This is a genomic window from Rhizobium sp. N324 (assembly GCF_001664485.1).
In the GTDB taxonomy this organism is placed as follows: Bacteria; Pseudomonadota; Alphaproteobacteria; order Rhizobiales; family Rhizobiaceae; genus Rhizobium.
Window position 1 is genome coordinate 1089241 of sequence record NZ_CP013630.1, and the last position, 20633, is coordinate 1109873.

At 62.1% G+C, this 20633-nt stretch carries 27 protein-coding genes; 17 read left to right on the plus strand and 10 right to left on the minus strand.

Features of this window, described 5'->3' with window-relative positions:
* The first annotated feature begins 41 nt into the window (after positions 1-41).
* From AMK05_RS05140 to AMK05_RS05150, 4 genes are all read left to right on the plus strand, one after another.
* Positions 42-992 (plus strand): heme o synthase, encoded by a 951-nt coding sequence (locus AMK05_RS05140; RefSeq protein WP_064841280.1) that lies wholly within the window; start codon positions 42-44, stop codon positions 990-992.
* Positions 992-1132: a hypothetical protein gene (locus AMK05_RS35105; RefSeq protein ID WP_094447732.1), complete on the plus strand. Its 141-nt coding sequence runs from the start codon at positions 992-994 to the stop codon at positions 1130-1132. Before AMK05_RS05140 ends, AMK05_RS35105 begins: the two co-directional genes overlap by 1 nt.
* Positions 1129-1737, plus strand: a complete 609-nt coding sequence (locus AMK05_RS05145; RefSeq protein WP_064837123.1) for a cytochrome c oxidase assembly protein — start codon at positions 1129-1131, stop codon at positions 1735-1737. Before AMK05_RS35105 ends, AMK05_RS05145 begins: the two co-directional genes overlap by 4 nt.
* A 61-nt stretch (positions 1738-1798) precedes the next feature.
* Entirely contained in the window at positions 1799-2677 is an 879-nt protein-coding gene (locus tag AMK05_RS05150; RefSeq protein WP_064837125.1) for a cytochrome c oxidase subunit 3, read from the plus strand.
* Between the two features lie 383 nt (positions 2678-3060).
* On the opposite strand, the gene AMK05_RS05155 is transcribed toward AMK05_RS05150, so the two are convergent.
* Positions 3061-3516: a GNAT family N-acetyltransferase gene (locus tag AMK05_RS05155; protein ID WP_237352171.1), complete on the minus strand. Its 456-nt coding sequence runs from the start codon at positions 3514-3516 to the stop codon at positions 3061-3063.
* A 20-nt stretch (positions 3517-3536) separates the two neighbouring features.
* Complete coding sequence (locus tag AMK05_RS05160; RefSeq protein ID WP_064841281.1) at positions 3537-4178, minus strand: chloramphenicol phosphotransferase CPT family protein; 642 nt, start codon at positions 4176-4178, stop codon at positions 3537-3539.
* Between the two features lie 131 nt (positions 4179-4309).
* Here AMK05_RS05160 and AMK05_RS05165 point away from each other — a divergent pair, with 131 nt between their 5' ends.
* The 6 genes from AMK05_RS05165 to AMK05_RS05190 all read left to right on the plus strand — a co-directional run bounded on the left by AMK05_RS05165 (position 4310) and on the right by AMK05_RS05190 (position 8291).
* Entirely contained in the window at positions 4310-4690 is a 381-nt protein-coding gene (locus tag AMK05_RS05165; RefSeq protein ID WP_064837131.1) for a DUF983 domain-containing protein, read from the plus strand.
* A gap of 1 nt (position 4691) precedes the next feature.
* Positions 4692-5438 carry an SURF1 family protein gene (locus AMK05_RS05170; protein WP_442966260.1) on the plus strand — a complete coding sequence of 249 codons (747 nt, stop codon included), beginning with the start codon at positions 4692-4694 and terminating at the stop codon, positions 5436-5438.
* A 97-nt stretch (positions 5439-5535) separates the two neighbouring features.
* Positions 5536-6537, plus strand: a complete 1002-nt coding sequence (gene ispH / locus AMK05_RS05175; protein ID WP_004673008.1) for a 4-hydroxy-3-methylbut-2-enyl diphosphate reductase — start codon at positions 5536-5538, stop codon at positions 6535-6537.
* Positions 6538-6617: 80 nt separating this feature from the next.
* Complete coding sequence (locus tag AMK05_RS05180; protein WP_064837135.1) at positions 6618-7583, plus strand: homoserine kinase; 966 nt, start codon at positions 6618-6620, stop codon at positions 7581-7583.
* Positions 7580-8035, plus strand: a complete 456-nt coding sequence (gene rnhA, locus AMK05_RS05185; RefSeq protein WP_064837138.1) for a ribonuclease HI — start codon at positions 7580-7582, stop codon at positions 8033-8035. Before AMK05_RS05180 ends, rnhA begins: the two co-directional genes overlap by 4 nt.
* A gap of 25 nt (positions 8036-8060) precedes the next feature.
* Positions 8061-8291 carry a hypothetical protein gene (locus tag AMK05_RS05190; RefSeq protein WP_143535808.1) on the plus strand — a complete coding sequence of 77 codons (231 nt, stop codon included), beginning with the start codon at positions 8061-8063 and terminating at the stop codon, positions 8289-8291.
* A 212-nt stretch (positions 8292-8503) separates the two neighbouring features.
* On the opposite strand, the gene AMK05_RS05195 is transcribed toward AMK05_RS05190, so the two are convergent.
* The 3 genes from AMK05_RS05195 to AMK05_RS05205 all read right to left on the minus strand — a co-directional run bounded on the left by AMK05_RS05195 (position 8504) and on the right by AMK05_RS05205 (position 10562).
* A complete protein-coding gene (locus AMK05_RS05195) occupies positions 8504-9574 on the minus strand; it encodes a zinc-binding metallopeptidase family protein (protein ID WP_064841282.1) in 1071 nt (356 codons plus the stop codon).
* Positions 9575-9664: 90 nt separating this feature from the next.
* Positions 9665-9856: a CsbD family protein gene (locus AMK05_RS05200; RefSeq protein WP_003569831.1), complete on the minus strand. Its 192-nt coding sequence runs from the start codon at positions 9854-9856 to the stop codon at positions 9665-9667.
* Positions 9857-9956: 100 nt separating this feature from the next.
* On the minus strand, positions 9957-10562 hold the full coding sequence (locus tag AMK05_RS05205) for a YqgE/AlgH family protein (protein ID WP_064837140.1): 606 nt from the start codon (positions 10560-10562) through the stop codon (positions 9957-9959).
* A gap of 140 nt (positions 10563-10702) precedes the next feature.
* On the opposite strand from AMK05_RS05205, the gene AMK05_RS05210 reads away from it, so the two are divergent.
* Together AMK05_RS05210 and AMK05_RS05215 are read left to right on the plus strand one after the other, a co-directional pair.
* Positions 10703-11554, plus strand: coding sequence for a protein-disulfide reductase DsbD domain-containing protein (locus AMK05_RS05210; RefSeq protein ID WP_064837142.1), 852 nt, complete (start codon positions 10703-10705; stop codon positions 11552-11554).
* A gap of 83 nt (positions 11555-11637) precedes the next feature.
* Positions 11638-12123, plus strand: a complete 486-nt coding sequence (locus tag AMK05_RS05215; RefSeq protein ID WP_049730843.1) for a peroxiredoxin — start codon at positions 11638-11640, stop codon at positions 12121-12123.
* A gap of 329 nt (positions 12124-12452) precedes the next feature.
* Here AMK05_RS05215 and AMK05_RS05220 read toward each other — a convergent pair whose 3' ends face one another.
* Positions 12453-12662, minus strand: coding sequence for a hypothetical protein (locus AMK05_RS05220; protein WP_064837144.1), 210 nt, complete (start codon positions 12660-12662; stop codon positions 12453-12455).
* 448 nt (positions 12663-13110) lie between these two features.
* On the opposite strand from AMK05_RS05220, the gene AMK05_RS35945 reads away from it, so the two are divergent.
* From AMK05_RS35945 to AMK05_RS05235, 4 genes are read left to right on the plus strand one after another with little or no spacing between them, the layout of a single operon-like run.
* Positions 13111-13239 carry a hypothetical protein gene (locus tag AMK05_RS35945; protein ID WP_257784955.1) on the plus strand — a complete coding sequence of 43 codons (129 nt, stop codon included), beginning with the start codon at positions 13111-13113 and terminating at the stop codon, positions 13237-13239.
* Complete coding sequence (locus tag AMK05_RS05225) at positions 13236-13985, plus strand: metal ABC transporter ATP-binding protein (protein ID WP_064837146.1); 750 nt, start codon at positions 13236-13238, stop codon at positions 13983-13985. Before AMK05_RS35945 ends, AMK05_RS05225 begins: the two co-directional genes overlap by 4 nt.
* Positions 13982-14854 (plus strand): metal ABC transporter permease, encoded by an 873-nt coding sequence (locus AMK05_RS05230; protein ID WP_064837148.1) that lies wholly within the window; start codon positions 13982-13984, stop codon positions 14852-14854. Before AMK05_RS05225 ends, AMK05_RS05230 begins: the two co-directional genes overlap by 4 nt.
* A gap of 16 nt (positions 14855-14870) precedes the next feature.
* Complete coding sequence (locus tag AMK05_RS05235) at positions 14871-15770, plus strand: metal ABC transporter solute-binding protein, Zn/Mn family (protein ID WP_064837150.1); 900 nt, start codon at positions 14871-14873, stop codon at positions 15768-15770.
* Between the two features lie 28 nt (positions 15771-15798).
* Here AMK05_RS05235 and AMK05_RS05240 read toward each other — a convergent pair whose 3' ends face one another.
* Positions 15799-16491, minus strand: coding sequence for a substrate-binding domain-containing protein (locus AMK05_RS05240; protein WP_064837152.1), 693 nt, complete (start codon positions 16489-16491; stop codon positions 15799-15801).
* A 165-nt stretch (positions 16492-16656) separates the two neighbouring features.
* Between AMK05_RS05240 and AMK05_RS05245 the strand changes: the two genes are divergently transcribed.
* Positions 16657-17151 (plus strand): hypothetical protein, encoded by a 495-nt coding sequence (locus AMK05_RS05245; protein ID WP_064837154.1) that lies wholly within the window; start codon positions 16657-16659, stop codon positions 17149-17151.
* On the opposite strand, the gene AMK05_RS05250 is transcribed toward AMK05_RS05245, so the two are convergent.
* From AMK05_RS05250 to AMK05_RS05260, 3 genes are all read right to left on the minus strand, one after another.
* Positions 17148-17456, minus strand: coding sequence for a Dabb family protein (locus tag AMK05_RS05250; RefSeq protein ID WP_064837156.1), 309 nt, complete (start codon positions 17454-17456; stop codon positions 17148-17150). The genes AMK05_RS05245 and AMK05_RS05250 overlap by 4 nt on opposite strands.
* Before the next feature lie 139 nt (positions 17457-17595).
* On the minus strand, positions 17596-19776 hold the full coding sequence (locus AMK05_RS05255) for a methyl-accepting chemotaxis protein (RefSeq protein WP_064841283.1): 2181 nt from the start codon (positions 19774-19776) through the stop codon (positions 17596-17598).
* 419 nt (positions 19777-20195) lie between these two features.
* Positions 20196-20621 carry a hypothetical protein gene (locus AMK05_RS05260; protein ID WP_064837158.1) on the minus strand — a complete coding sequence of 142 codons (426 nt, stop codon included), beginning with the start codon at positions 20619-20621 and terminating at the stop codon, positions 20196-20198.
* Positions 20622-20633: the final 12 nt, after the last annotated feature.

Below are 20633 nucleotides of genomic sequence, written 5' to 3' on the forward strand. Positions count from 1 at the left end.
CGACTGCGGCGTCCTGATATTCTGACATTCGGGACGGAATGATGACGGTTATCGACAATCACGGGGTGCTTGCAAAGGACGGCGAATTGTCGGAAGCGAGTGCGCGCGATTATTTCGAATTGCTGAAGCCGCGGGTGATGTCGCTCGTGGTCTTCACTGCCTTTGCCGGCCTGGTGCTGGCGCCGGGCCACATCCATCCGGTCCTCGGCCTGATCGCCATTCTCTGTATCGCCGTCGGCGCCGGCGCCTCCGGCGCGCTCAACATGTGGTATGACGCCGATATCGACGCCATCATGAGCCGCACCGCCAAGCGTCCGATCCCGGCCGGCCGCATCGCGCCCTCCGAGGCGCTGGCCTTCGGCCTGGTGCTGTCGGGCTTCTCGGTCGTCATCCTCGGCCTTGCCGTCAACTGGCTCTCGGCCGGCATCCTCGCCTTCACCATCTTCTTCTACGCCGTCGTCTACACCATGTGGCTGAAGCGCTCGACGCCGCAGAACATCGTCATCGGCGGAGCCGCCGGCGCTTTCCCGCCGATGATCGGCTGGGCCTGCGTGACCAACAGCGTGACGATCGAAAGCACCGTGCTCTTCCTGATCATCTTCCTGTGGACGCCGGCGCATTTCTGGGCGCTGGCCCTCTTCAAGATGCGCGATTACGAGGCCGTCGGCGTGCCGATGCTGCCGAACGTTTCCGGCGAGCGGGTGACCAAGCATCAGATCGTCGCCTATGCTGTGCTGACCGCCGTTTGCGCGGTGTTGCCCTCCTTCCTTGGTTTCGCCAGCTTCGGCTACGGCCTGGTGGCCGCCGCGCTTGGCGCAATCTTCATCTACTGTTCCATCGCCGTCTGGCGCATGCCCGACGGCGATCTGAAGATGCTCCCGGCGAAGAAGCTCTTCGGCTTCTCGATCTTCTACCTCTTCGCCGTGTTCTCCGCCTTGATGATCGACCGGCTGACCTCGGTGCTGGTTTCGCATGCGGGAGGTTGGTTCTGATGGATCTCGTCAAGCTCACGGAAAAGCAGCTCAAGTCGCGCCGCAACCGCAATATCGCACTGGGCCTGGTGCTTGCCGGCCTCGTCATTCTTTTTTACGCGATCACCATCGTGAAGATCGGCGGGGGAATGGCCGGATGAGCGAAAAGCCCGCCGCACCGAAAAAGCCGGGCCGCAACAACGGCGCCGTCGTGATGATGTGCCTGAGCTTCGTCTTCGGCATGGGCGCGATGAGCTACGCCGCCGTGCCGCTCTACCGGATCTTCTGCCAGGTCACCGGCTATAACGGCACGACGCAGCGCGTCGACCAGGTGTCGAGCGTCGTGCTCGACCGGACGATGCGCGTGACCTTCGACGCCAATGTCGCACCCGGCCTGCAATGGGATTTCAAGCCGGTCGAGCGCGAGGTCAATCCGAAGATCGGCGAGACGATCCAGGTCAATTTCACCGCCGAGAATCGCTCGAACGAGACGCAGCGCGGCCAGGCGGTTTTCAACGTCACGCCGGGTGAAGCGGGCGTCTATTTCAACAAGGTGCAATGTTTCTGCTTTACGGAAACGGACCTGAAGCCGGGCGAAAAGCTCGACATGCCGGTGGTGTTCTACATCGATCCGGAAATCGTCAAGGCCGTGGAATCCAAGAACATCCATACGGTCACGCTGTCATATACGTTCTACCCGAAAGAGGGTCCGAAGCCGCTGGCTTCGAATGAGGGTGGAGCGGTAAAGAGTGAAAAGAAACTTTGATCAAGGCTCGTTTCCGGCTATGCCGGGAGCGGAGTGAAGGAAGACATCCGGGGATAGCTACATGGCCGATGCTCATCAGAAGAATCACGACTATCACATCATCGATCCGAGCCCGTGGCCGATTCTCGCCTCGCTCGGCGCCTTCATCATGGCGATCGGCGGCGTCTGCTACATGCGTTACCTGAACGGCGGCTCGTTCAAGGTCGCCGGCGCCGAACTCGCCAATCCCTGGCTCTTCTATATCGGCTTCGCGCTGGTTCTCTACGTCATGTACGGCTGGTGGGCCGATACGGTGAAGGAAGCCCATGAGGGCGCCCACACCCGAGTCGTCTCGCTGCATCTGCGCTACGGCATGATCATGTTCATCGCTTCGGAAGTGATGTTCTTCGTCGCCTGGTTCTGGGCCTATTTCGACGCCAGCCTCTATCCGAACGAGGCGATCCAGGCTTCGCGCCTGCTCTATACCGGTGGCACCTGGCCGCCGAAGGGCATCGAGGTGCTCGATCCCTGGCACCTGCCGATCTACAACACCGTCATCCTGCTGCTCTCCGGCACGACGGTCACCTGGGCGCATCATGCGCTGCTGCACAATGACCGCAAGGGCCTGATCCAGGGCCTGGTTCTGACGGTGCTGCTTGGCATCTTCTTCTCTAGCGTCCAGGCCTATGAATATGCCCACGCGCCCTTCGCCTTCAAGAATTCGATCTATGGCGCGACCTTCTTCATGGCGACCGGCTTCCACGGTTTCCACGTCCTCGTCGGCACGATTTTCCTGCTGGTCTGCCTGATCCGGGCGCTGCGCGGCGACTTCACCCCGAAACAGCATTTCGGCTTCGAGGCCGCCGCCTGGTACTGGCACTTCGTCGACGTCGTCTGGCTGTTCCTGTTCTTCTGCATCTACGTCTGGGGCGGCTGGGGCGCCCCCGTCGCAGCCGGCTAACGGCAGCGAGTTTCAAGTGAAAAGGCGGGCCGGGTGCCCGCCTTTTTTGTCCGTGTCTCCCACACTCCGTCATCGTCGGGCTTGACCCGACGGTCCATGCCGCAAGCACGGAGAAGGCCGATAGCATCCGACGGAAGCTGCACATCAATCTGAGATTTTTGGCGAAATCTGCCACCGCTCCTGCCGTCTCGCGCGGCCATACCCCATGCTCCTCGCACCGAACGAGTCCCGTGCCCGGATGCTCGGGTCAGGCCCGAGCAGGACGGAGGGCGGGGGCACGATGGGCAGGAGGCGCACACTCGCCCCATGCTTCGTCATCGGCGATCCATCTTGCAGGCCATCGATTTGTTACCAGAGGCAATGCGACATTGATCGCCAAATGCCTATCGGCGCGGGAACGAAGAATCGTCGTCAGATCCACCGCCATCAAGGGATGATCGAATCTCCTTGGTCATGAGCGGACTAGTTCTGTCGGCGTCGACCATGACCCAGCCGAGCTTTTCGTAGAAACGCACGGCATCCGGTGCGGCATGGACATCCAGCCGGCAGAGGCCGTGTTTGGCCGATAGTCTTTCAACTTCGGACATCAAAATCCGCCCGAGTCCTTGTCTCTGATATTCCGGCAGGATGGCGACAAGTCGCACGACGCCGGTCGCGCCCTCCGACAGATCGAGGCGGACTGTGCCAAGAGCAACGCCGTCCTTCCTCAGCAGGAGTGGTATATGGCGCGCTTCGTGTTCATCCGGATGCTTGTCATCGTAACCGTCGAGACCGCGCAGTTCGAACAACACACGCCTGCGAATGGCATGATAGGCTTGCCAATCCGCGATCTCTGTCACTTGCTTAAGTTCCGTGGCCATCAACGCCCACCCGCAATCCGTTCGAAGGCAGAAGGCTCGGGAATGCCGAGATCGAGGCGCTGGCGGATTGCCTCGGCGCATTCGAGTGCGGTGAGCACCGACGTATCGACCTCCATGTCATAAATGCCTGGCCGGTGTACCTCGTCCTGCCAGCGCTGCACCGGTTCGGGGATCGGCACCTCCTCGGTGGCTCTTACATACAGCGTCTCGCGGCCTTCCTGCTTGAATTCCCGGCGCTGCATGATCGTCCCGATCGGACAGCGCACGCCGACGAACAGCACGGAAAAGCCGTCCAGGCGCCTGGCGCAGTCGCCGAGAATGCCGAGCGGCTGCGAGTAGCTGTCATGATGGCCGAGATCGGCGACCACATTGAGCCCCAATCCGGCATGGATGGCGATCGATTCGTAAAGGGCCGCATAGAGGAAGGGCACCAGCTCTTCGAGTTCCGGCCGCTCGCCGCCGGGCCTGAGGCCGATGCCGGGCAGGTAGCGCTTCGGCGTCATGGCATTGTAGCTGTCGACGCCGAGGTTGATCCACGGCCCCTCGAATTCCTCCTGGATCGCGCGGGCAATGCTGGATTTGCCGCTTCTGGGCGCACCGTTCAAAATAATGATCTGTCCGGCATGGCTGTCGTTGGTCATCAGCTTCTTCTTCTGTTTGGCGCGAATCACTGAGACGAAACCGCGCAGGCATTTCCATTCGGGATGCGAATACTTTATGGGAGAGTTAAGGCAGCATGGGCTGCCGAGAAGGAATGGCCAGAAGGAATGGTATGAGCGAAGATAGCGCCCATTATCCCCCCGTCGATCCGGTCAGAACCGGCATCAAGGGCTGCTGCCCGCGCTGCGGCCAGGGCAAGCTGTTCGACGGCCTGCTCGGGGTCAAGCCGCATTGCGCTTCTTGCGGCCTCGATTATTCCTTCGCCGATTCCGGCGACGGGCCGGCCGTCTTCGTCATCCTCATCGTCGGCTTCATCGTCATCGGCCTGGTGCTGTGGCTGCAGGTGAATTACGGGCCGCCGATCTGGGTGCACATCCTGCTCTTCGGGCCGCTGACGATCGTCCTGTCGCTCCTGACGCTGCGCTGGTTCAAGGGCATCCTGATCGCCATGCAATACCGCCACAATGCCCGCGAAGGACGCCTGAGTGACTGAAATGGAGCCTGTCCTGCCGCGCCGCCGGCTGCCTGTCATCACCGGCATCCTGGTGCTGATTGCCCTCGCTATCCTGATTTCGCTCGGCACCTGGCAGGTCGAACGCCTCCATTGGAAAGAGGGCCTGCTCGCCGATATCGCGGCGCGGCAAGTGGCTGCCCCCGTGCCGCTCGCCGATATCGAGGCGATGGCGGCAAGCGGCGGCGATATCGAATATCGCAAGGTCACCGCCACCGGCCGCTATATCAACAACAAGGAGCGCCACTTCTTCGCCACCTGGCGCGGCCAGACCGGCTTCTATGTCTATACCCCCCTGGAGCTTGCCGACGGGCGCGCGCTCCTGGTCAATCGCGGCTTCGTTCCCTATGAGAACAAGGAGCCGGAAATGCGCATGCAGGGCCAACTGACGGATCAGCAGACCGTCACGGGTCTCGCCCGCGAAAAACTGCCCGGCAAACCTTCCTGGGTGGTGCCCGACAACGACGTCGCCAAGAACATCTTCTATTGGAAGGATCTCGACGTCATGGCCGAAAGCGTCGGGCTGGAGAAGGCGCGCGTCATTCCGTTTTTCGTCGATGCCGATTCCACCCCCAATCCGGCCGGCCTGCCGATCGGCGGCGTTACCCAGGTCGATCTGCCGAACGACCATCTGCAATATGCTTTCACCTGGTACGGGCTGGCCGCCGTGCTTGTCGCCGTGGTGGCCATCTCCTGGTTTCGCAAGCCAGGCAAGCAGACTCGGCAATAGTATCGCTTCAATTCTCGACTATATTGGGCTAGAGGTCGATTGCCCCTCTCGGGACCTGTGACAGGCACAGGACTGAAGAATTCTTGACGGAACAGACATGAATATTGCAGCGAAACCTCCCCTGACGATCAGGCTCTGCGGGCCGCGCGGCTTCTGCGCCGGCGTCGACCGCGCCATCCAGATCGTCGTGCTGGCGCTGAAATCCTATGGCGCCCCGGTCTATGTGCGCCATGAGATCGTTCACAATCGTTATGTCGTCGAGGGGCTCGAGGCCAAAGGCGCCGTCTTCGTCGAGGAGCTGGACGAGATCCCGGCCGAGCATCGCGCCCAGCCGGTGGTCTTCTCCGCCCATGGCGTGCCGAAATCCGTGCCGGAGGATGCGGCAAGCCGCAACCTCTTTTATCTCGACGCCACCTGCCCGCTGGTCTCCAAGGTCCACAAGCAGGCGATGCGCCACAATCGCCTCGGCCGCCATGTCGTCCTGATCGGCCATGCCGGCCACCCCGAAGTGATCGGCACCATGGGCCAACTGCCGGAGGGATCGGTTTCGCTGATCGAGACGATCGAGGATGCCGATGCCTATGCGCCCGCCGATCCGGACAATCTCGGCTATGTCACCCAGACGACGCTGTCGGTCGACGACACCGCCGGCGTCATCGCCCGCCTGCAGCAGCGTTTTCCCAACTTGACCGCGCCGGCCGCCGACTCGATCTGTTATGCGACGACCAATCGCCAGGAAGTGGTGAAGCAGGCGGCCCCCGGCTGCGATCTCTTCATCATCGTCGGCGCGCCGAACTCTTCCAATTCCAAGCGCCTCGTCGAAGTGGCGCTGAGGGCAGGGGCGAAGAAATCAATCCTCGTGCAGCGCGCCGCCGAACTCGACTGGGACGAGATCGGCGCGATTTCGACGCTCGGCCTTTCCGCCGGCGCCTCCGCCCCCGAGGTCATCGTCAACGAGATCATCGAGGCCTTCCGCGCCCGCTTCGACGCCCGCGTCGAGCTGGCCGAGACGGTGCAGGAAACCGAGAATTTCCTGGTCAACCGCGAATTGCGCAGCATCGAGCTGACGGCGGCCGACATGGCCTTCGTCAACGGCTGATCCCCATATTGAAACCTTATCGACGCCGGATGGTCGATCCGGCGGCCGAATAACAGCAATGCATGAAGGCGAGACCTCACTTGGCAGTCTATACCGATATCGCCGAAGACGATCTGAAATGGTTCCTGACGGAATATGACGCGGGCACGCTGCTCTCCTACAAAGGCATCGCCGAAGGTGTCGAAAATTCCAATTTCCTGCTGCACACCTCCAAGGATCCGCTGATCCTGACGCTCTACGAGAAGCGGGTGGAAAAGACCGATCTGCCGTTCTTCCTCGGCCTGATGCAGCATCTCTCGGCCCGCGGCCTGTCCTGCCCGCTGCCGCTGCCGCGCCGCGACGGCGCGCTGCTCGGCGCGCTCTCCGGCCGCCCGGCCGCACTGATCTCCTTCCTCGAAGGCATGTGGCTGCGGAAGCCGGAGGCCAAACATTGCCGCGAAGTCGGCAGGGCGCTGGCCGAGATGCACGTGGCCGGCCACGGTTTCGAACTGACACGGGCGAACGCGCTGTCGATCGACGGCTGGCAAACGCTCTGGGAAAAATCCGAGGCGCGCGCCGGCGAGGTCGAGGCCGGCCTGCAGAACGAGATCCGCGGCGAACTTGATTTCCTCTCCGCCGCCTGGCCGAAAACCCTGCCGGCCGGCGTCATCCATGCCGACCTCTTCCCCGACAACGTCTTCTTCCTCGGCGATCAGCTCTCCGGCCTGATCGATTTCTATTTCGCCTGTAACGACCTGCTCGCCTATGACGTCTCGATCTGCCTGAATGCCTGGTGCTTCGAAAAGGACGGCGCCTACAACATCACCAAGGGCACGGCGATGCTCGAGGGTTACCAGAGCGTGCGCCCCCTGAGCGGCGAAGAGATCGCCGCCTTGCCGGTGCTGTCGCGCGGTTCGGCGCTGCGCTTCTTCCTGACCCGGCTCTATGACTGGCTGACGACGCCTGAAGGCGCCATGGTCACCAAGAAGGACCCGCTCGAATATCTGCGCAAACTGCGCTTCCACCGCCAGATCGGCTCGGCCGCCGAATACGGATTGAGCCTATGAAACACGTCGATATCTTCACCGACGGCGCCTGCTCCGGCAATCCCGGCCCCGGCGGCTGGGGCGCCGTGCTGCGCTATGGCGACGTCGAAAAGGAGCTTTGCGGCGGCGAGGCGGATACGACCAACAACCGCATGGAGCTGCTGGCGGCAATCTCGGCGCTGCAGGCCCTGAAAAGCCCTTGCGAGGTCGATCTTTATACCGACAGCGCCTACGTCAAGGACGGCATCTCCAAGTGGATTTTCGGCTGGAAAAAGAACGGCTGGAAGACAGCAGACAAGAAGCCGGTGAAGAATGCCGAGCTATGGCAGGCCCTGGAACAAGCCCGGGATCGTCATGAGGTGACGCTACACTGGGTCAAGGGCCACGCCGGTCACCCGGAAAACGAACGCGCCGATGAACTTGCGCGCAGGGGCATGGAGCCGTTCAAGAAGGGCAAGGCGGTTTCGTTTTAAGGAGTGTTCTGTCCAGGAGGTGGATGTGTCATCTATTCCCACGACAATCGAATTGAGCTCGACGATAGATCGTATGGAGAGCGTGTATCGTCGGCAGGATGAGGCACGAGCGGTTTTCGGTGTCTATGAAAAGCTCTGTCAGCGTTTCGAACAGGATTTGGCGGACGAGCGCGATCTGTTGCTCAGCAAGGCAGCAGCGCTGATGATGATCAAGTATTGGGTTGAGCAGAGAGGGTCGCACCCGCCGCGCGGTTGAATGGGGACGCGATGCTGCCACGATTCCCCTTCTCCCCAGCGGGGAGAAGATGCCGGCAGGCAGGTGAGGGGGCGAGCGACGACAGGAGCGAGGCACTGAGCGGCAAGCGAAGGGCAATGAATGGTGTGCCGTGCGGCCCCCTCATCCGACCCTTCGGGCCACCTTCTCCCCGCTGGGGAGAAGAGGGAGCAAGCAGCAACTCACCCCACCTGCTACACCGCCGTCGCCGCCCCCTGAATCAGCCGGTGCAGATATTCGAGCTTGGCCACGACAGGTGACGAAAGCACGAAGGGGTAGGAGTCCGGTTGGCCCATGCTGCGCTGGATGGCGTTGATGGCCAGGCTGAGCGGCACCCAGGCGCTGACCAGCTGTTCGGCGCTGCTTGCCCGGTAGGGGAGGAAATCCACTTCGCCGGCGATTTCCTCGTGGCCGCGGGGATCGATGGCGATGCCGAAGGCGCGGGCGGTTTCGAGCGTGTCGACGATATGCAGGTAATGGGCGAAACATTCGGCGAAATCCTCCCAAGGGTGGGAGGCCGCATAGGCGCTGATGAAATTGTCCTGCCATCCCAGGGGCGCGCCGCCGGCATAGTGGTTTTGCAGGGCCGCCGCATAATCCTGACGTTCGTCGCCGAAGACGGCGCGGAAGTCCGAAAGGCGGTCGCGGTCGCGCACCAGCTTGTTCCAGATGAAATGGCCGGTCTCATGGCGGAAATGGCCGAGCAGGGTGCGATAGGGTTCGTTCATCGAGCTGCGCGCCTGCTCGCGCGTCGCATCGTCGGCCTCTGCGGCGCGGATGGTGATCAGGCCTTCCTCGTGGCCGGTCATGGCCGGCACGACATAGCCGTTGCTCTCGATCGCATCCTCGAGGAAATCGAAGACCAGGCCACCTTGAGGATCCTGCACCCGGTCGGGATGCGGCAGCCTCCAGCGCAACAGCGAATAGAACAGATGACGCTGCGCCTGGCCGATGCGCCGCCAGCGATCGATGCCGTTCTGGGTATCGGTGTTCGGAACCAGCCGATTGTGGCGGCAGGCGACGCAGAATTCGCTGTCGCTATCGCCATCGACCAGCCAGTTGCAGATGTCGAGGCCGGCATTGGCGCAGAAGCGCACGTCGCGATCGGGATTGGAAACGAGCTGCCAGAGCGTCTCGTCGCGCGGCTCCAGCGCATGCATGGCGAGATCGCCCGGCCGGAAGCCGAGTCGATGGTTGCAGCGCACGCAATGGCGGTTGTCGAAGTGGACGACCTGATCGCAGTTGTCGCAGGCGAAAAGCTTCATCGTCTTGATCTCAGCAAAGCAGCGGCGGATTAAAAATGCCTGCCGCGCGAGGGCGCAGCAGGCATGGTTCATGACGGATGAGCGGATGGCTCAGAGCCGGTCGACGGCGCCCTTGAGCTTGTCCTTGACCTTGCCGGTTGCGACCTGGCCCTTGCCTTTGGCTTCCTGAACGGCGCCCTTGGCCTGCATTTCGCGATTGTCCGCGGCCTTGCCGACGGCCTGCTTGGTCTTGCCGGCAATTTCATTTGCCTTGCCTGAGATCTTGTCGCTGGTGCTACCCATATGTGATGTCTCCTTCGTCAAGCATGGGCCTCGTGCCCATGTTTGCCGAAATGAAACGTCAGCCGGCACAAATCGTTCCAGCTATATCAGGCCAGCCTTATCAAGCATGCCCGGCTTCTTTGGAAAGCATGGCGGCGGTCACGCCCATGCCGGCGAGCGCCCGCTCGTATTTGTCGTCGAGGCTGCGATCGAAGATCAGTTCCTCGTTGGCCGGGCAGGTGAGCCAGCCATTGTTGACGACCTCGTTTTCCAGCTGGCCGGCCCCCCAGGAAGAATAGCCGAGCAGCATCGTCGCGCGCGTCGGCCCATCGCCCTTGGAGATGGCGCGCACAATGTCGAGCGTCGCCGTAAGGCAGATGTCGTCGCTGACGGGGATCGAGGAGTCGCTGGAATAATCGTCCGAATGCAGCACGAAGCCGCGGCCGCTTTCCACCGGGCCGCCGGTCTGGATCGGGAAATCGCGCGCCCGCTGCGGCAGCACGATCTGATCTTCCTGCTTGATCATGTCGAGATGCAGCAGCACATCGGTGAAGGTCAGGCTTTGCGGGCGGTTGATGACGAAGCCCATGGCGCCGGCATCGGAATGCGCGCAGATATAAATCACCGTGCGCGCAAAATTGCGGTCCTCGATGCCGGGCATGGCGATGAGGAACTGGCCATCGAAGAAGCCACGTTCCCGTCTGTTCTTCAGCGTCGATAAGGACATCGTTCCTCCTGCTGCCAACCGCATTGAGGCCTTGACAAGAGAAACATGGGCCAATGTCACACATCAATCAACCAAAAATGAAGATTTAAATCGTCGTGACTTCTGGCGGCGAAACCTCAGTTTCGGTAAACCGTTGTTCCATGATGATTATTTCCTCAGTACCGCGCCGGCTTTTCATGGCGGTCATCTCGATGGGCGCAGCCCTTGCCGCCCATTGTTCGGCTCACGCGGAAATGAGCGCCTGGGCGGAGAACGAAGGCGGCCGCATGCGCCTCGTGGCACTGGCACCCGATGCCGCCGGCAAAATCCGCGCCGCGCTGCAGATCGAGCCGAAACCCGGCTGGATCACCTATTGGAAGGAGCCCGGAAACAGCGGCATTCCGCCCCAGTTCACCATCGCGGCGGGCAGTGGCGTCACGCTCGATGCGATGGCCTATCCCGTCCCGAAACATTTCTTCAACGGCGCGGTCGAGGATATCGCCTATGACGCGCCGGTGACGCTGCCGCTGTCGCTCAATGCTGCGGGCAAGGCCCCTGTCGAGATCGACGCCGTGGCCTTCATCGGCATCTGCAAGGATATCTGCATTCCCTTCCAGGCGAATTTTCAGCTGAAGCTCGGCCCGGCCATCCAGTCCCACCCACAGGAGGAGGCGATCCTTGCGGCGGCCGATGCGACGCTGCCGCAGCCGCCATCGGCCGATTTCGGCGTGACCGCGCATGCGATGTCGCCCGATCGCAAGACGCTGGCGCTGACGCTGGTTTTGCCTGATGAGGGGCCAGGCGGGGGAAAGGGCGCGCCCGATATCATCGTCACCGGCCCGGGCGGCTATGCCTTCACCAAGCAGATCGGCGGCAAACGCGATGGCGCGACCTTCAAGACCGATGTCGCCATCGGCAAGCTGCCGAAGGATTACGATCTATCGGGCAAACGCTGGGGTGTGCTGGTCATCGATGGCGGCAAGGCGATGGAGACCACGCTTGCCTTTGAGTGACCGGGACCTATAGTCGCCTCGACCCCTGCGGCGCCCGCCGCTGAAAAGGCCAAAACCCAACAGCCGGAATCAAGGAGAAAACCATGACCATCGCGATCGGCGACAAGCTTCCTGCCGCCACCTTCAAGGAAAAGACCGCCGACGGCCCGGTCGAAATCACCACCGAACAGCTCTTCTCCGGTAAGCGCGTCGTGCTCTTTGCGGTGCCGGGCGCCTTCACGCCCACCTGCTCGCTGAACCACCTGCCGGGCTATCTCGAAAACCGCGACACCATCCTCGGCAAGGGTGTCGACGATATCGCCGTCATATCCGTCAACGACTGGCATGTCATGGGCGCCTGGGCGCAATCCTCCGGCGGCATGGGCAAGATCCACTTCCTCGCCGATTGGGACGCCGCCTTCACCAAGGCCGCCGGCCTCGAAGCCGACCTCTCCGCCGGCGGTCTCGGCCTGCGCTCCAAGCGCTATTCGATGCTGGTGGAAGACGGCGTGGTCAAAGCCCTGAACGTCGAGGAAAGCCCCGGCCAGGCAACGGTTTCGGGTGCTGCGGCGATGTTGGAACTGCTGTAAACGTTTGAATAAATCTGCCCCTCACCCTAACCCTCTCCCCGTAAAAACGGGGCGAGGGGACGTACCCCGCGAGACGTCAGCGAGGAACGGAGAGGTCGCGGCACACGCCCTTCGCCCCGTTTACGGGGAGAAGGTGCCGGCAGGCGGATGAGGGGCAAACGCCGACGGCGAATTTGCCAGAAACGCACCCCCACTCTCCGTCATCCCAGGCCTCCGAGCCTGGGATCCACGCTCGGCGGCGATCGAGGGCGGAGCGGATCCTCGGGTCAAGCCCGAGGAGGATGGAGAGTGGGGTGGCCTTTGGAGCAAGACAGCGACGTCCAGGGCTGTCAGGGCCATCCCCATTGCCCTGCCAGGCTTCCGATAGCGGCAAACGCGCCAAACAACAGCATCAGCGGAAAAACCCGCTTTGCGTACCAGCCGTGTTCGCCCGGCGTCATTCTCATCGGATCGCGACGGCTCGCGATGGCTGGAAACATCAGCCAGAGCACGATAACGAACGTCACGGCTGCTGCGGCGAAGAATATGTTGCTCGTCATGGCCAGACACTACAACTTCGTTGAAATTCATCAATGATGTTTCGGCATCCTTAGTGAAGCGCACGCAACGGCGAGTTTGCCACAAAGCTCACTCCACTCTCCGTCATCCCAGGCCCCCGAGCCTGGGATCCACGCCCGGTGCCGATCGAGGGCGAAGTGGATCCTCGAGTCAAGCCCGAGGAGGACGGAGGGTGGGGCGAGCTTTGTGGCAAATCCAGCGGCGTGACGAATAGCATTCGTCGCTGCGCCTCCTGCTCATGGTTCTCCACACTGTCCGTCATCCCAGGCCCACGAGCCTGGGATCCACGTCCGGTGCGACGAAGAGCGGAATGACGCGCCCGGCTGTCAAATGGCCGCACCTCCCTATCCTACAATCACAAACCCCGCCTCAATCTCGCCGCAATCGTTATAACATAACCGTAATGTTATTACATTGTAGGATCAGCCAATGCCCCCGAGCCCCGACCGCCCCTCCGTCAGCCTGCTGGGACAGTCGGCTCTCTCCAGGGGGATCGGCATCACGCTTGTCGTCGCCGTTCTCTGGCTGGCGATCCATTGGGCGGTTCTGCTGCCATGACGCCGGTGATCCGGATCGACAATCTGACGGTCGCCTATAACCGCCATCCTGCCATCCATCACGTCTCCGGCGCCTTTGCCAGAGGCAGCCTGACGGCGATTGCCGGGCCGAACGGGGCGGGGAAGTCGACGCTGTTGAAGGCGATCATGGGGGAGCTTCGACCGGCCGAGGGCAGGGTCGAGCATCGGCTGGGGCGGGCGGAGTTCGGTTATCTCCCGCAGGCGGCCGAGATCGACCGGCGCTTTCCGATCTCGGTCATCGACACCGTCATGCTCGGCGCCTGGAGGACGGCAGGAGCCTTCGGCCGCATCGCGCCCGGCGAAATCAAAAGGGCAGGCGAGGCGCTGTCGGCGGTCGGCCTTGAGGGTTTCGGAAAACGCCATGTCGGATCGCTGTCGGCCGGCCAGTTCCAGCGTGTGCTGTTTGCCCGCCTGCTGCTGCAGGATGCCGGCATCATCCTGCTCGACGAGCCGTTTACGGCAATCGATGCCCGCACCACCAAGGACCTCATCGATATCGTCAGCCGCTGGCATGGCGAGGGCCGCACCGTCATCGCCGTACTGCATGATTTCGAGCTCGTGCGGGCGCATTTCCCCGAGACCCTGCTGCTTGCCCGCGAACTTGTCGGATGGGGGCCGACCGCCGACGTCATGTCGTCAGCCAATCTGCTGAAGGCCCGCGCCATGGCCGAGCGCTGGGACGAGGATGCCGAGGCTTGCGGCCCCGAACAGGTGCCGGCGGTATGACGGTCTACGATCTCTTCCTCGCGCCCTTTGCCGATTTCGGCTTCATGCGCCGCGCGCTCGTCGCCTGCCTTTGCCTCGGGCTGGGCTCCGGGCCGATCGGCGTTTTCCTGATGCTCAGGCGCATGAGCCTGATGGGCGACGCCATGAGCCATGCCGTGCTGCCCGGGGCGGCGATCGGTTATCTCGTCGCCGGCTCGCTGTCGCTGACGGCGATGGGGCTCGGCGGCCTTGTCGCCGGCCTGTCGGTGGCGCTGCTTTCGGGCGCCGTCAGCCGGATGACCGTACTGCAGGAGGATGCGAGTTTTGCCAGCTTCTATCTCGCATCGCTGGCGCTCGGCGTGCTGATCGTCTCGCTGCGCGGCTCGAATATCGATCTGCTGCATGTGCTGTTCGGCACCATCCTGGCGATCGATGCCTCGGCGCTTTATCTCATCGGCGCGATCACCTCGCTGACGCTCGTCATCCTCGCCTTCATCTATCGGCCGCTGGTCGCCGAATGTTTCGATCCCGGCTTCCTGCGCGCCGTCGGCGGCCGCGGGCCGGTCTATCACCTCCTCTTCCTGCTGCTGGTGGTCTTGAACCTCGTCGCCAGCTTCCAGGCGCTCGGCACGCTGATGGCGGTCGGCCTGATGATGCTGCCGGCGGCCATCGCCCAGCTCTGGTCGCGCAGCTTGGCGGTGATGATGGCGATCGCTGCTGCAAGTGCCGCCGCCTCCGGCTATCTCGGGCTGATCGCCTCCTACCATCTGGAACTTGCCTCCGGCCCGACGATCATCATGACGGCGGCTGTGATTTACGCCTTCTCCATCCTCTTCGCGCCCTCGGGCATTGCCCGGCGCTTCTTTCCCCGCCCGCATCTGAAGGGCTGATCCCAAGGAGACTTCGATGACCCCGCACAGACTGCTTCTTTCCGCAGCAATCCCCGCTTTGATGGCGCTGTCGGCCGTGCCGGCCTCCGCCGAGACGCTGAAGGTGGTGGCCTCCTTCACCGTGCTTGCCGACGTCGTCAAACAAGTCGGCGGCGACCACGTCGATGTGAAGAGCCTCGTCGGGCCGAACGGCGACCCCCATGAATTCGAGCCGTCGCCTGTTGACGCCAAGAATTTGAATGCGGCTCAGGTGACCTTCGTCAGCGGCGAAGGACTGGAAGGCTGGATGGACCGGCTGATCACCGCCTCTGGCTATAAGGGCAAGCCGGTGACGGTCTCCGAAGGCATCGATGTCAGCACCATGGAAGAGGACGGCGAAAAGATTACCGATCCGCATGTCTGGAACAGCCCCGTCAACGTCAAGATCTGGGTCGCCAACATCGAAAAGGCGCTGTCTTCGGCCGATCCCGCCGATGCCGCTGCCTTCAAGGCCAATGCCGAGAACTACACCAGGAAGCTGGACGAATTGAACGCCTACGCCCATGCGAAATTCGACAAGGTGGCGGACGATCGCCGCAAGGTGCTGACCAGCCATGATGCCTTCGGCTATTTCGGCCGTGAATATAACGTCACCTTCCTGGCGCCGCTCGGCCTCTCCACCGAAAGCGAGGCCTCGGCCGCCGACGTCGCCAAGCTGATCGAGCAGATCAAGACCGAGCATGTGAAAGCCTATTTCTTCGAGAATTCCAACGACCCGCGCCTGGTCAAACAGGTCGCCAAGGCAACGGGTGCGGAGCCCGGCGGCGAGCTCTATGTCGAGTCCCTCTCCGACGCCAAGGGACCGGCGCCGACCTATGAGAAGATGTTCCGCTACAATGTCGACCAGCTCGCCGCCGCCATGACGAAATCGAGCTGAGGAGCGGGCGACGGGTCGAGCGCCGCCACTACCGGCGTTCGACACCCTTTGCCGCCAGAATATCGTCAACGGCAGTCGAGGTCAGGAACTCCGACAGCCGGTTGGCCGCCTTTGCGTCCCGCGGATCGGCGCTGATGCCGATGGCAAAGTCAATGTAACTTTGGAGTTCTGCCGGAAAGCGCCCGACAAGCATAACGTCAGCAGCGGCAGCGAGAATCGACGTTATGGGAACGACAGCCAGCTCGGCTACTCCACGGCCTACCGCCGACGCCGTCTGCCCTCCAGGGACGGCTACCAGGTTGGGCTTCACCTCATCGGCTATTCCCAGGCGGTCCAGCAAACGGGAGAAGTAGCCGCCGCTGGTTCCGTCACTGGCGTAGGCGATCGATCCGGCGCTCTTCATTGTATCGACGAAGGCTTCAACGGACCCGATATCTAGCGGTCGGCTGCCCGCCTTGGCCGCCACGCCCATGCCTATTCGGCCAAAGGTGACCTCGCTCCCCGCCTTGACCTTTCCCAAGGCGGTCAGGTCCTGAATCATGGGCGGATTGATGATGACGAGATCGAAAGCTTCCCCGGCTTCGATCTGCTTCTTGACTGTCGGATTGACTTCCCACTTGACCGCAACCGTCAAACCCGTGGCGGTTTCGAATGAGGGTATAAGGGCAAGGACGGCGGGCCGGACCGCGATTGCGCCAAAAAGCCGGATATCCTGATTCATGGCCCAACCCGAAATCGGTGGAAGCGATCTTCTTTACGATACGGATCCAGCCTCCATTCCACAAGTGCGGGGTTGCGTACAGCCGTCCTCGTTTGGATATGCCGTGTTGACACCGGAAGCAACGCAAGGCTGTATTCGGTCTCTTTGCGGAAGGTAGAGACGAGAATGCGCTTCATCAGGTTTATTGCGTTTTTGGCGATGGTGGCATCGATTGCCTGCGGGCCGTTGGCCGAGGCTGGTGCCTTGGACGAAGATGCGTTCGGAAACATGCCGCTTGGCAAGGCCACGAAGTTTTCTCGGATATCGTCCTTCGATGCTCAGGCGGTTTGCCTGCTGCAGCCCTACCAGAATCGATTGCCTTCCAGCGATGCATTGGCCGTCCGGGTGAACGAATATCTGGCCGCGAGCAACTACGTGGCTGACGAGGGGCATTTTGCATTTGTGCTGATCGGCAAGGAGGCAATCGAGATTGCAGCCTTCCAACGTTCTCAGAAGCTCGATGTCCTGGCAGAGCATGAGGTTTCGTCCTCGGTCGAGGAGATGTTGCCAAAGGATTTTGCTTCCCATGACTGCGCAAGCGGTCAATCTGCAGCTTTTATCAAGATCGGGTTTCGAGCGAGAAACTACGTCTTGCTAGGCCAGGCGTCCGGAGCGCTTTAGATATTGAGGTCAAAGACCAGGATGCCGGCCAGGCCTCCGTCCGTCGACGAGACGATGCGCTCGCCGACGGCGACATGCTCGGGATGGATGAGATAGGCATCGCGCGCCTCGGGGCTTTCAAAGGTCACGGCAAACCCGTCGACGAAGCCGCCATGTAAACCCTCGGGCGAAACGTTCGGCCCGTATTTGATATCCAGAATGCCGGGAATGACCTGCTTCAGGGCGGCGATCGCCGCAAATAGCGATTGCTTCTCGTCTCCACTCACCGCGGTCTTCAGCCGCAGGAATACGCAGTGCAGGATCATCAGTAAGCCTCCCGATTTTCTGTGCCGGCAGAATAGCCGCGAAAGCCGGGAGGGCAATGGGGTTTATTTTCACGCGGGCGTTGCGGCGTGTTGCCGTTATCCCGGAATTGCTGCGCAGTTCCGGGCGACATGCATTTGATCAGCTCGCCAGCTTCATTGCTGCCGGGGACCCGCTGCCGCGCGCCATGGCGCCGCCGAGGCCGAAGCGGCCGACGACGGCGGCGAGGTTTTCCGTTTCCTGGGCAAGCCCTTGTGCGGCGGCCGTCGTCTCTTCGACCATGGCGGCGTTCTGCTGGGTGACCTTGTCCATCAGGTCGGCGGCGGCCGAAACCTCCCGCAGGCTGGTTGCCTGCGCCTGGGCGCTGGTGGCGATTTCATTGACCGTGTCACTCATGCCGACGACGCGATCGACGATCTTGGAAAGCGCCACACCGGTCTCTTCGACCAGGTTGACGCCGGTCTGGACCTGCGAGGAGGACATCGAGATCAGCCCGCTGATTTCCTTTGCCGCCTGGGCGGAGCGTTGCGCCAGTTCCCGGACCTCCTGGGCGACGACGGCAAAACCCTTGCCGGCTTCACCGGCGCGCGCGGCTTCGACACCGGCATTGAGCGCAAGCAGGTTGGTCTGGAAGGCGATTTCGTCGATCACGCGGATGATATTGCCGATCTTGACGGAGGACCCCTGGATTTCGGTCATCGCCTCGATCGCGCGGGCAACGACTTCGCCGCCCTTTTCGGCGTCGGTCCGGGCAAGCTTCATCGTCTGCTGCGCGCTGTTTGCGCCGTCGGAGGTATCGTTGACGCCGCGGGTGACATCACCCAGGGCGGCGACCGTTTCCTCCAGCGAGGCGGCCTGCTGTTCGGTGCGCCGCGCCAGATCGTTCGACGCCGTCGAAATCTCGCCGAGGCCGGAGCGGATGGTGTAGACGGCATGGACGACGTTGCGGATGGTATCTTCCAGAGCGGAAACCGACGTGTTGAAGTTGGCCCGGATCGTCTCGAACTCCGGCGCCACCTTCTCGTTCATCCGCACGGTGAGATCACCCGAAGCCAGAAGGTCGAAGCGGCTCTGCACGACTTCGACGAAATGACGCAGATCCTCCGCTTTGGCCTGCTCGAGGTCGCCTTGGCGTTTGCGGTCGGTCTCGACCTGGGCCTGAAGCGCCTCCTGCTCGTCCTTGAGCGCCTCGCCGCGGGCGAGCTGATGGCGGAATTTTTCGAGCGCGCCCTTCAGGCTGCCGAGTTCGTCGGCGCTGCCATGATGGTCGATCGGCTCGCGATAATTCCCGCCCGCCATTTTCTGGACGGCACCCAGAATGCCCTGCAGCGGCTTGCCGATCAGCATGCGGCTCGCCGTCAGGATGACGCCGAGCATCACCGCCAGAATGACAAGGCCGCCGACGACGGTGTTGTAGATCTGCTGCCAGACCGGCGCCGAGAAGGTCGCGGCCGGCACATCGAGAACCGCGGCCCAGGTAGTATTCATGCCGCGGGCGGTGAAGGGATAGACGAGGCGCACGGCGCCATCCGGCAAGCCCGAAATCACCCGCATCTTGCCGTCGGCGAGCGCCTGCTTGACGTCGGCAGCACCAGTATCGGCATAGTCCTTCATCAGATTGTCTTTGTCGGGATGGGCGAGCCACTTGCCGTCATTGGCAAGCAGCATGACCCGGCCGCCGTCGAAGGGGTGCATCTGCGTCAGCGCGGCGGTGAGATCGTCGAGCTTGATGTCGACGCCGGCGAGGCCGACGACAGCGCCGTTCACCCGCATCGGCACCGAAACCGAGGTGACCAGCTTTTTCATATTGGTGAGATAGGGGGAGGTGATGATCGCCTTTCCGCTCTTCAGCGGCGCGCTGTAATATTCGTCCTCAGGCTTGATGCTCCATGTCGAGAACTCCATCTTGCCGTCGTCGCCCTTGGTCCAATAGGGCGTGAAAATGCCTTCCTTGTTCAAGGCGTCGGTGCCGGTTGTGGGGTGGGGGCCGTCGATCAGCTCGCACATCCAGGCGCCGAACACGCTCGGATATTGCGGCGCCACTGTTTTGATCATCGCAACGATGTCGGCCCGGCTTTTCGATCCGCCCTCGACGAAACCGGAGAGGCTTGCGGCGAGCGCCGCACCGGCCGAGGTCGCCTCGGTGATGTTGGTCGCCACCTGCTGGCTGACCATGGCCGCCTTTTCGGTCGCAAGCGCCATGACCTCGCGCTCGGTATTGTTCTTGGCACTCACCGCATTGAAGGCGGTGTAGGCGATCAGGACGCCTGCGATCGCAGTGCCGGTCGCAAGGATAAGTTTCGCTGAAACGGTTCTGATCATCTTCAAGCCCTTCATTTCGGCTGATGAATTCTCTTCGGACGCGCGAGGTTATCGAGGAAGGCCGGCAACGCTGAATGGGGGTTAGGCGAGCCATGCATGCGTGCGGTCAGGCACGCGTCTCTGTCTTCGAAACCAGGCGATTTGGAATTTTGGCGGGTTCATCCCGAAGGGGCAGGCGGAGATATCACCGCACGCCCTGCGGATCGTCATCGAAGGCGGCAATTTCCCCGCATCGCGATGACGATCTTCATTTGCAGGCAACAGAAGACCAGCAGTCGGTGAATATAAGCTTAAGGGCATAAGCCAATTGCAGCAAAACCGCGCAGTGCTTTGCAGTCGGAAGGCGAAAACGAAATGAAACTCGCCCACCGGTTACTCAAATCCATCAACCAAGCCGTCTAGCAAGCCTGGCAACAACACTACATCTGGTCGGTCGTGTTCATGGGGCGCTTGTAGATCTTGCGGACCAGATCGGCGGACAAGGCGCGGGCCTGGTCTTTCTCCGCCGGCGTCATCGTCCGGCAGGTGATCCTGAGATTGGAACCGTCGAGCACTGTCGCGGCACCCGAATTGGCAATCACCAGATGCCAGCTGCAGGAGGCGACCTTGTCGATGGGGACGGCGCCATGGCAGCCGGTGGACAGGCAGAAGGCGACGGTCACCTGGGCGCCGTGATCGCCTTTTTGCGCCAGCTCCATGGCCGTCCTGTAATCCTTGACCCAGCGCTCGCAGTGCCCCGGTTTTTCTCCCGACAGGCAGCTCTTGGTGGCGGGAGTGAGTTCGCCGGCCTGAAGCGGCGAGACGCAAACAACACCCAAGGAGAGGGTGAGCAGAAACTTGAGCATCGAATTTTCCTT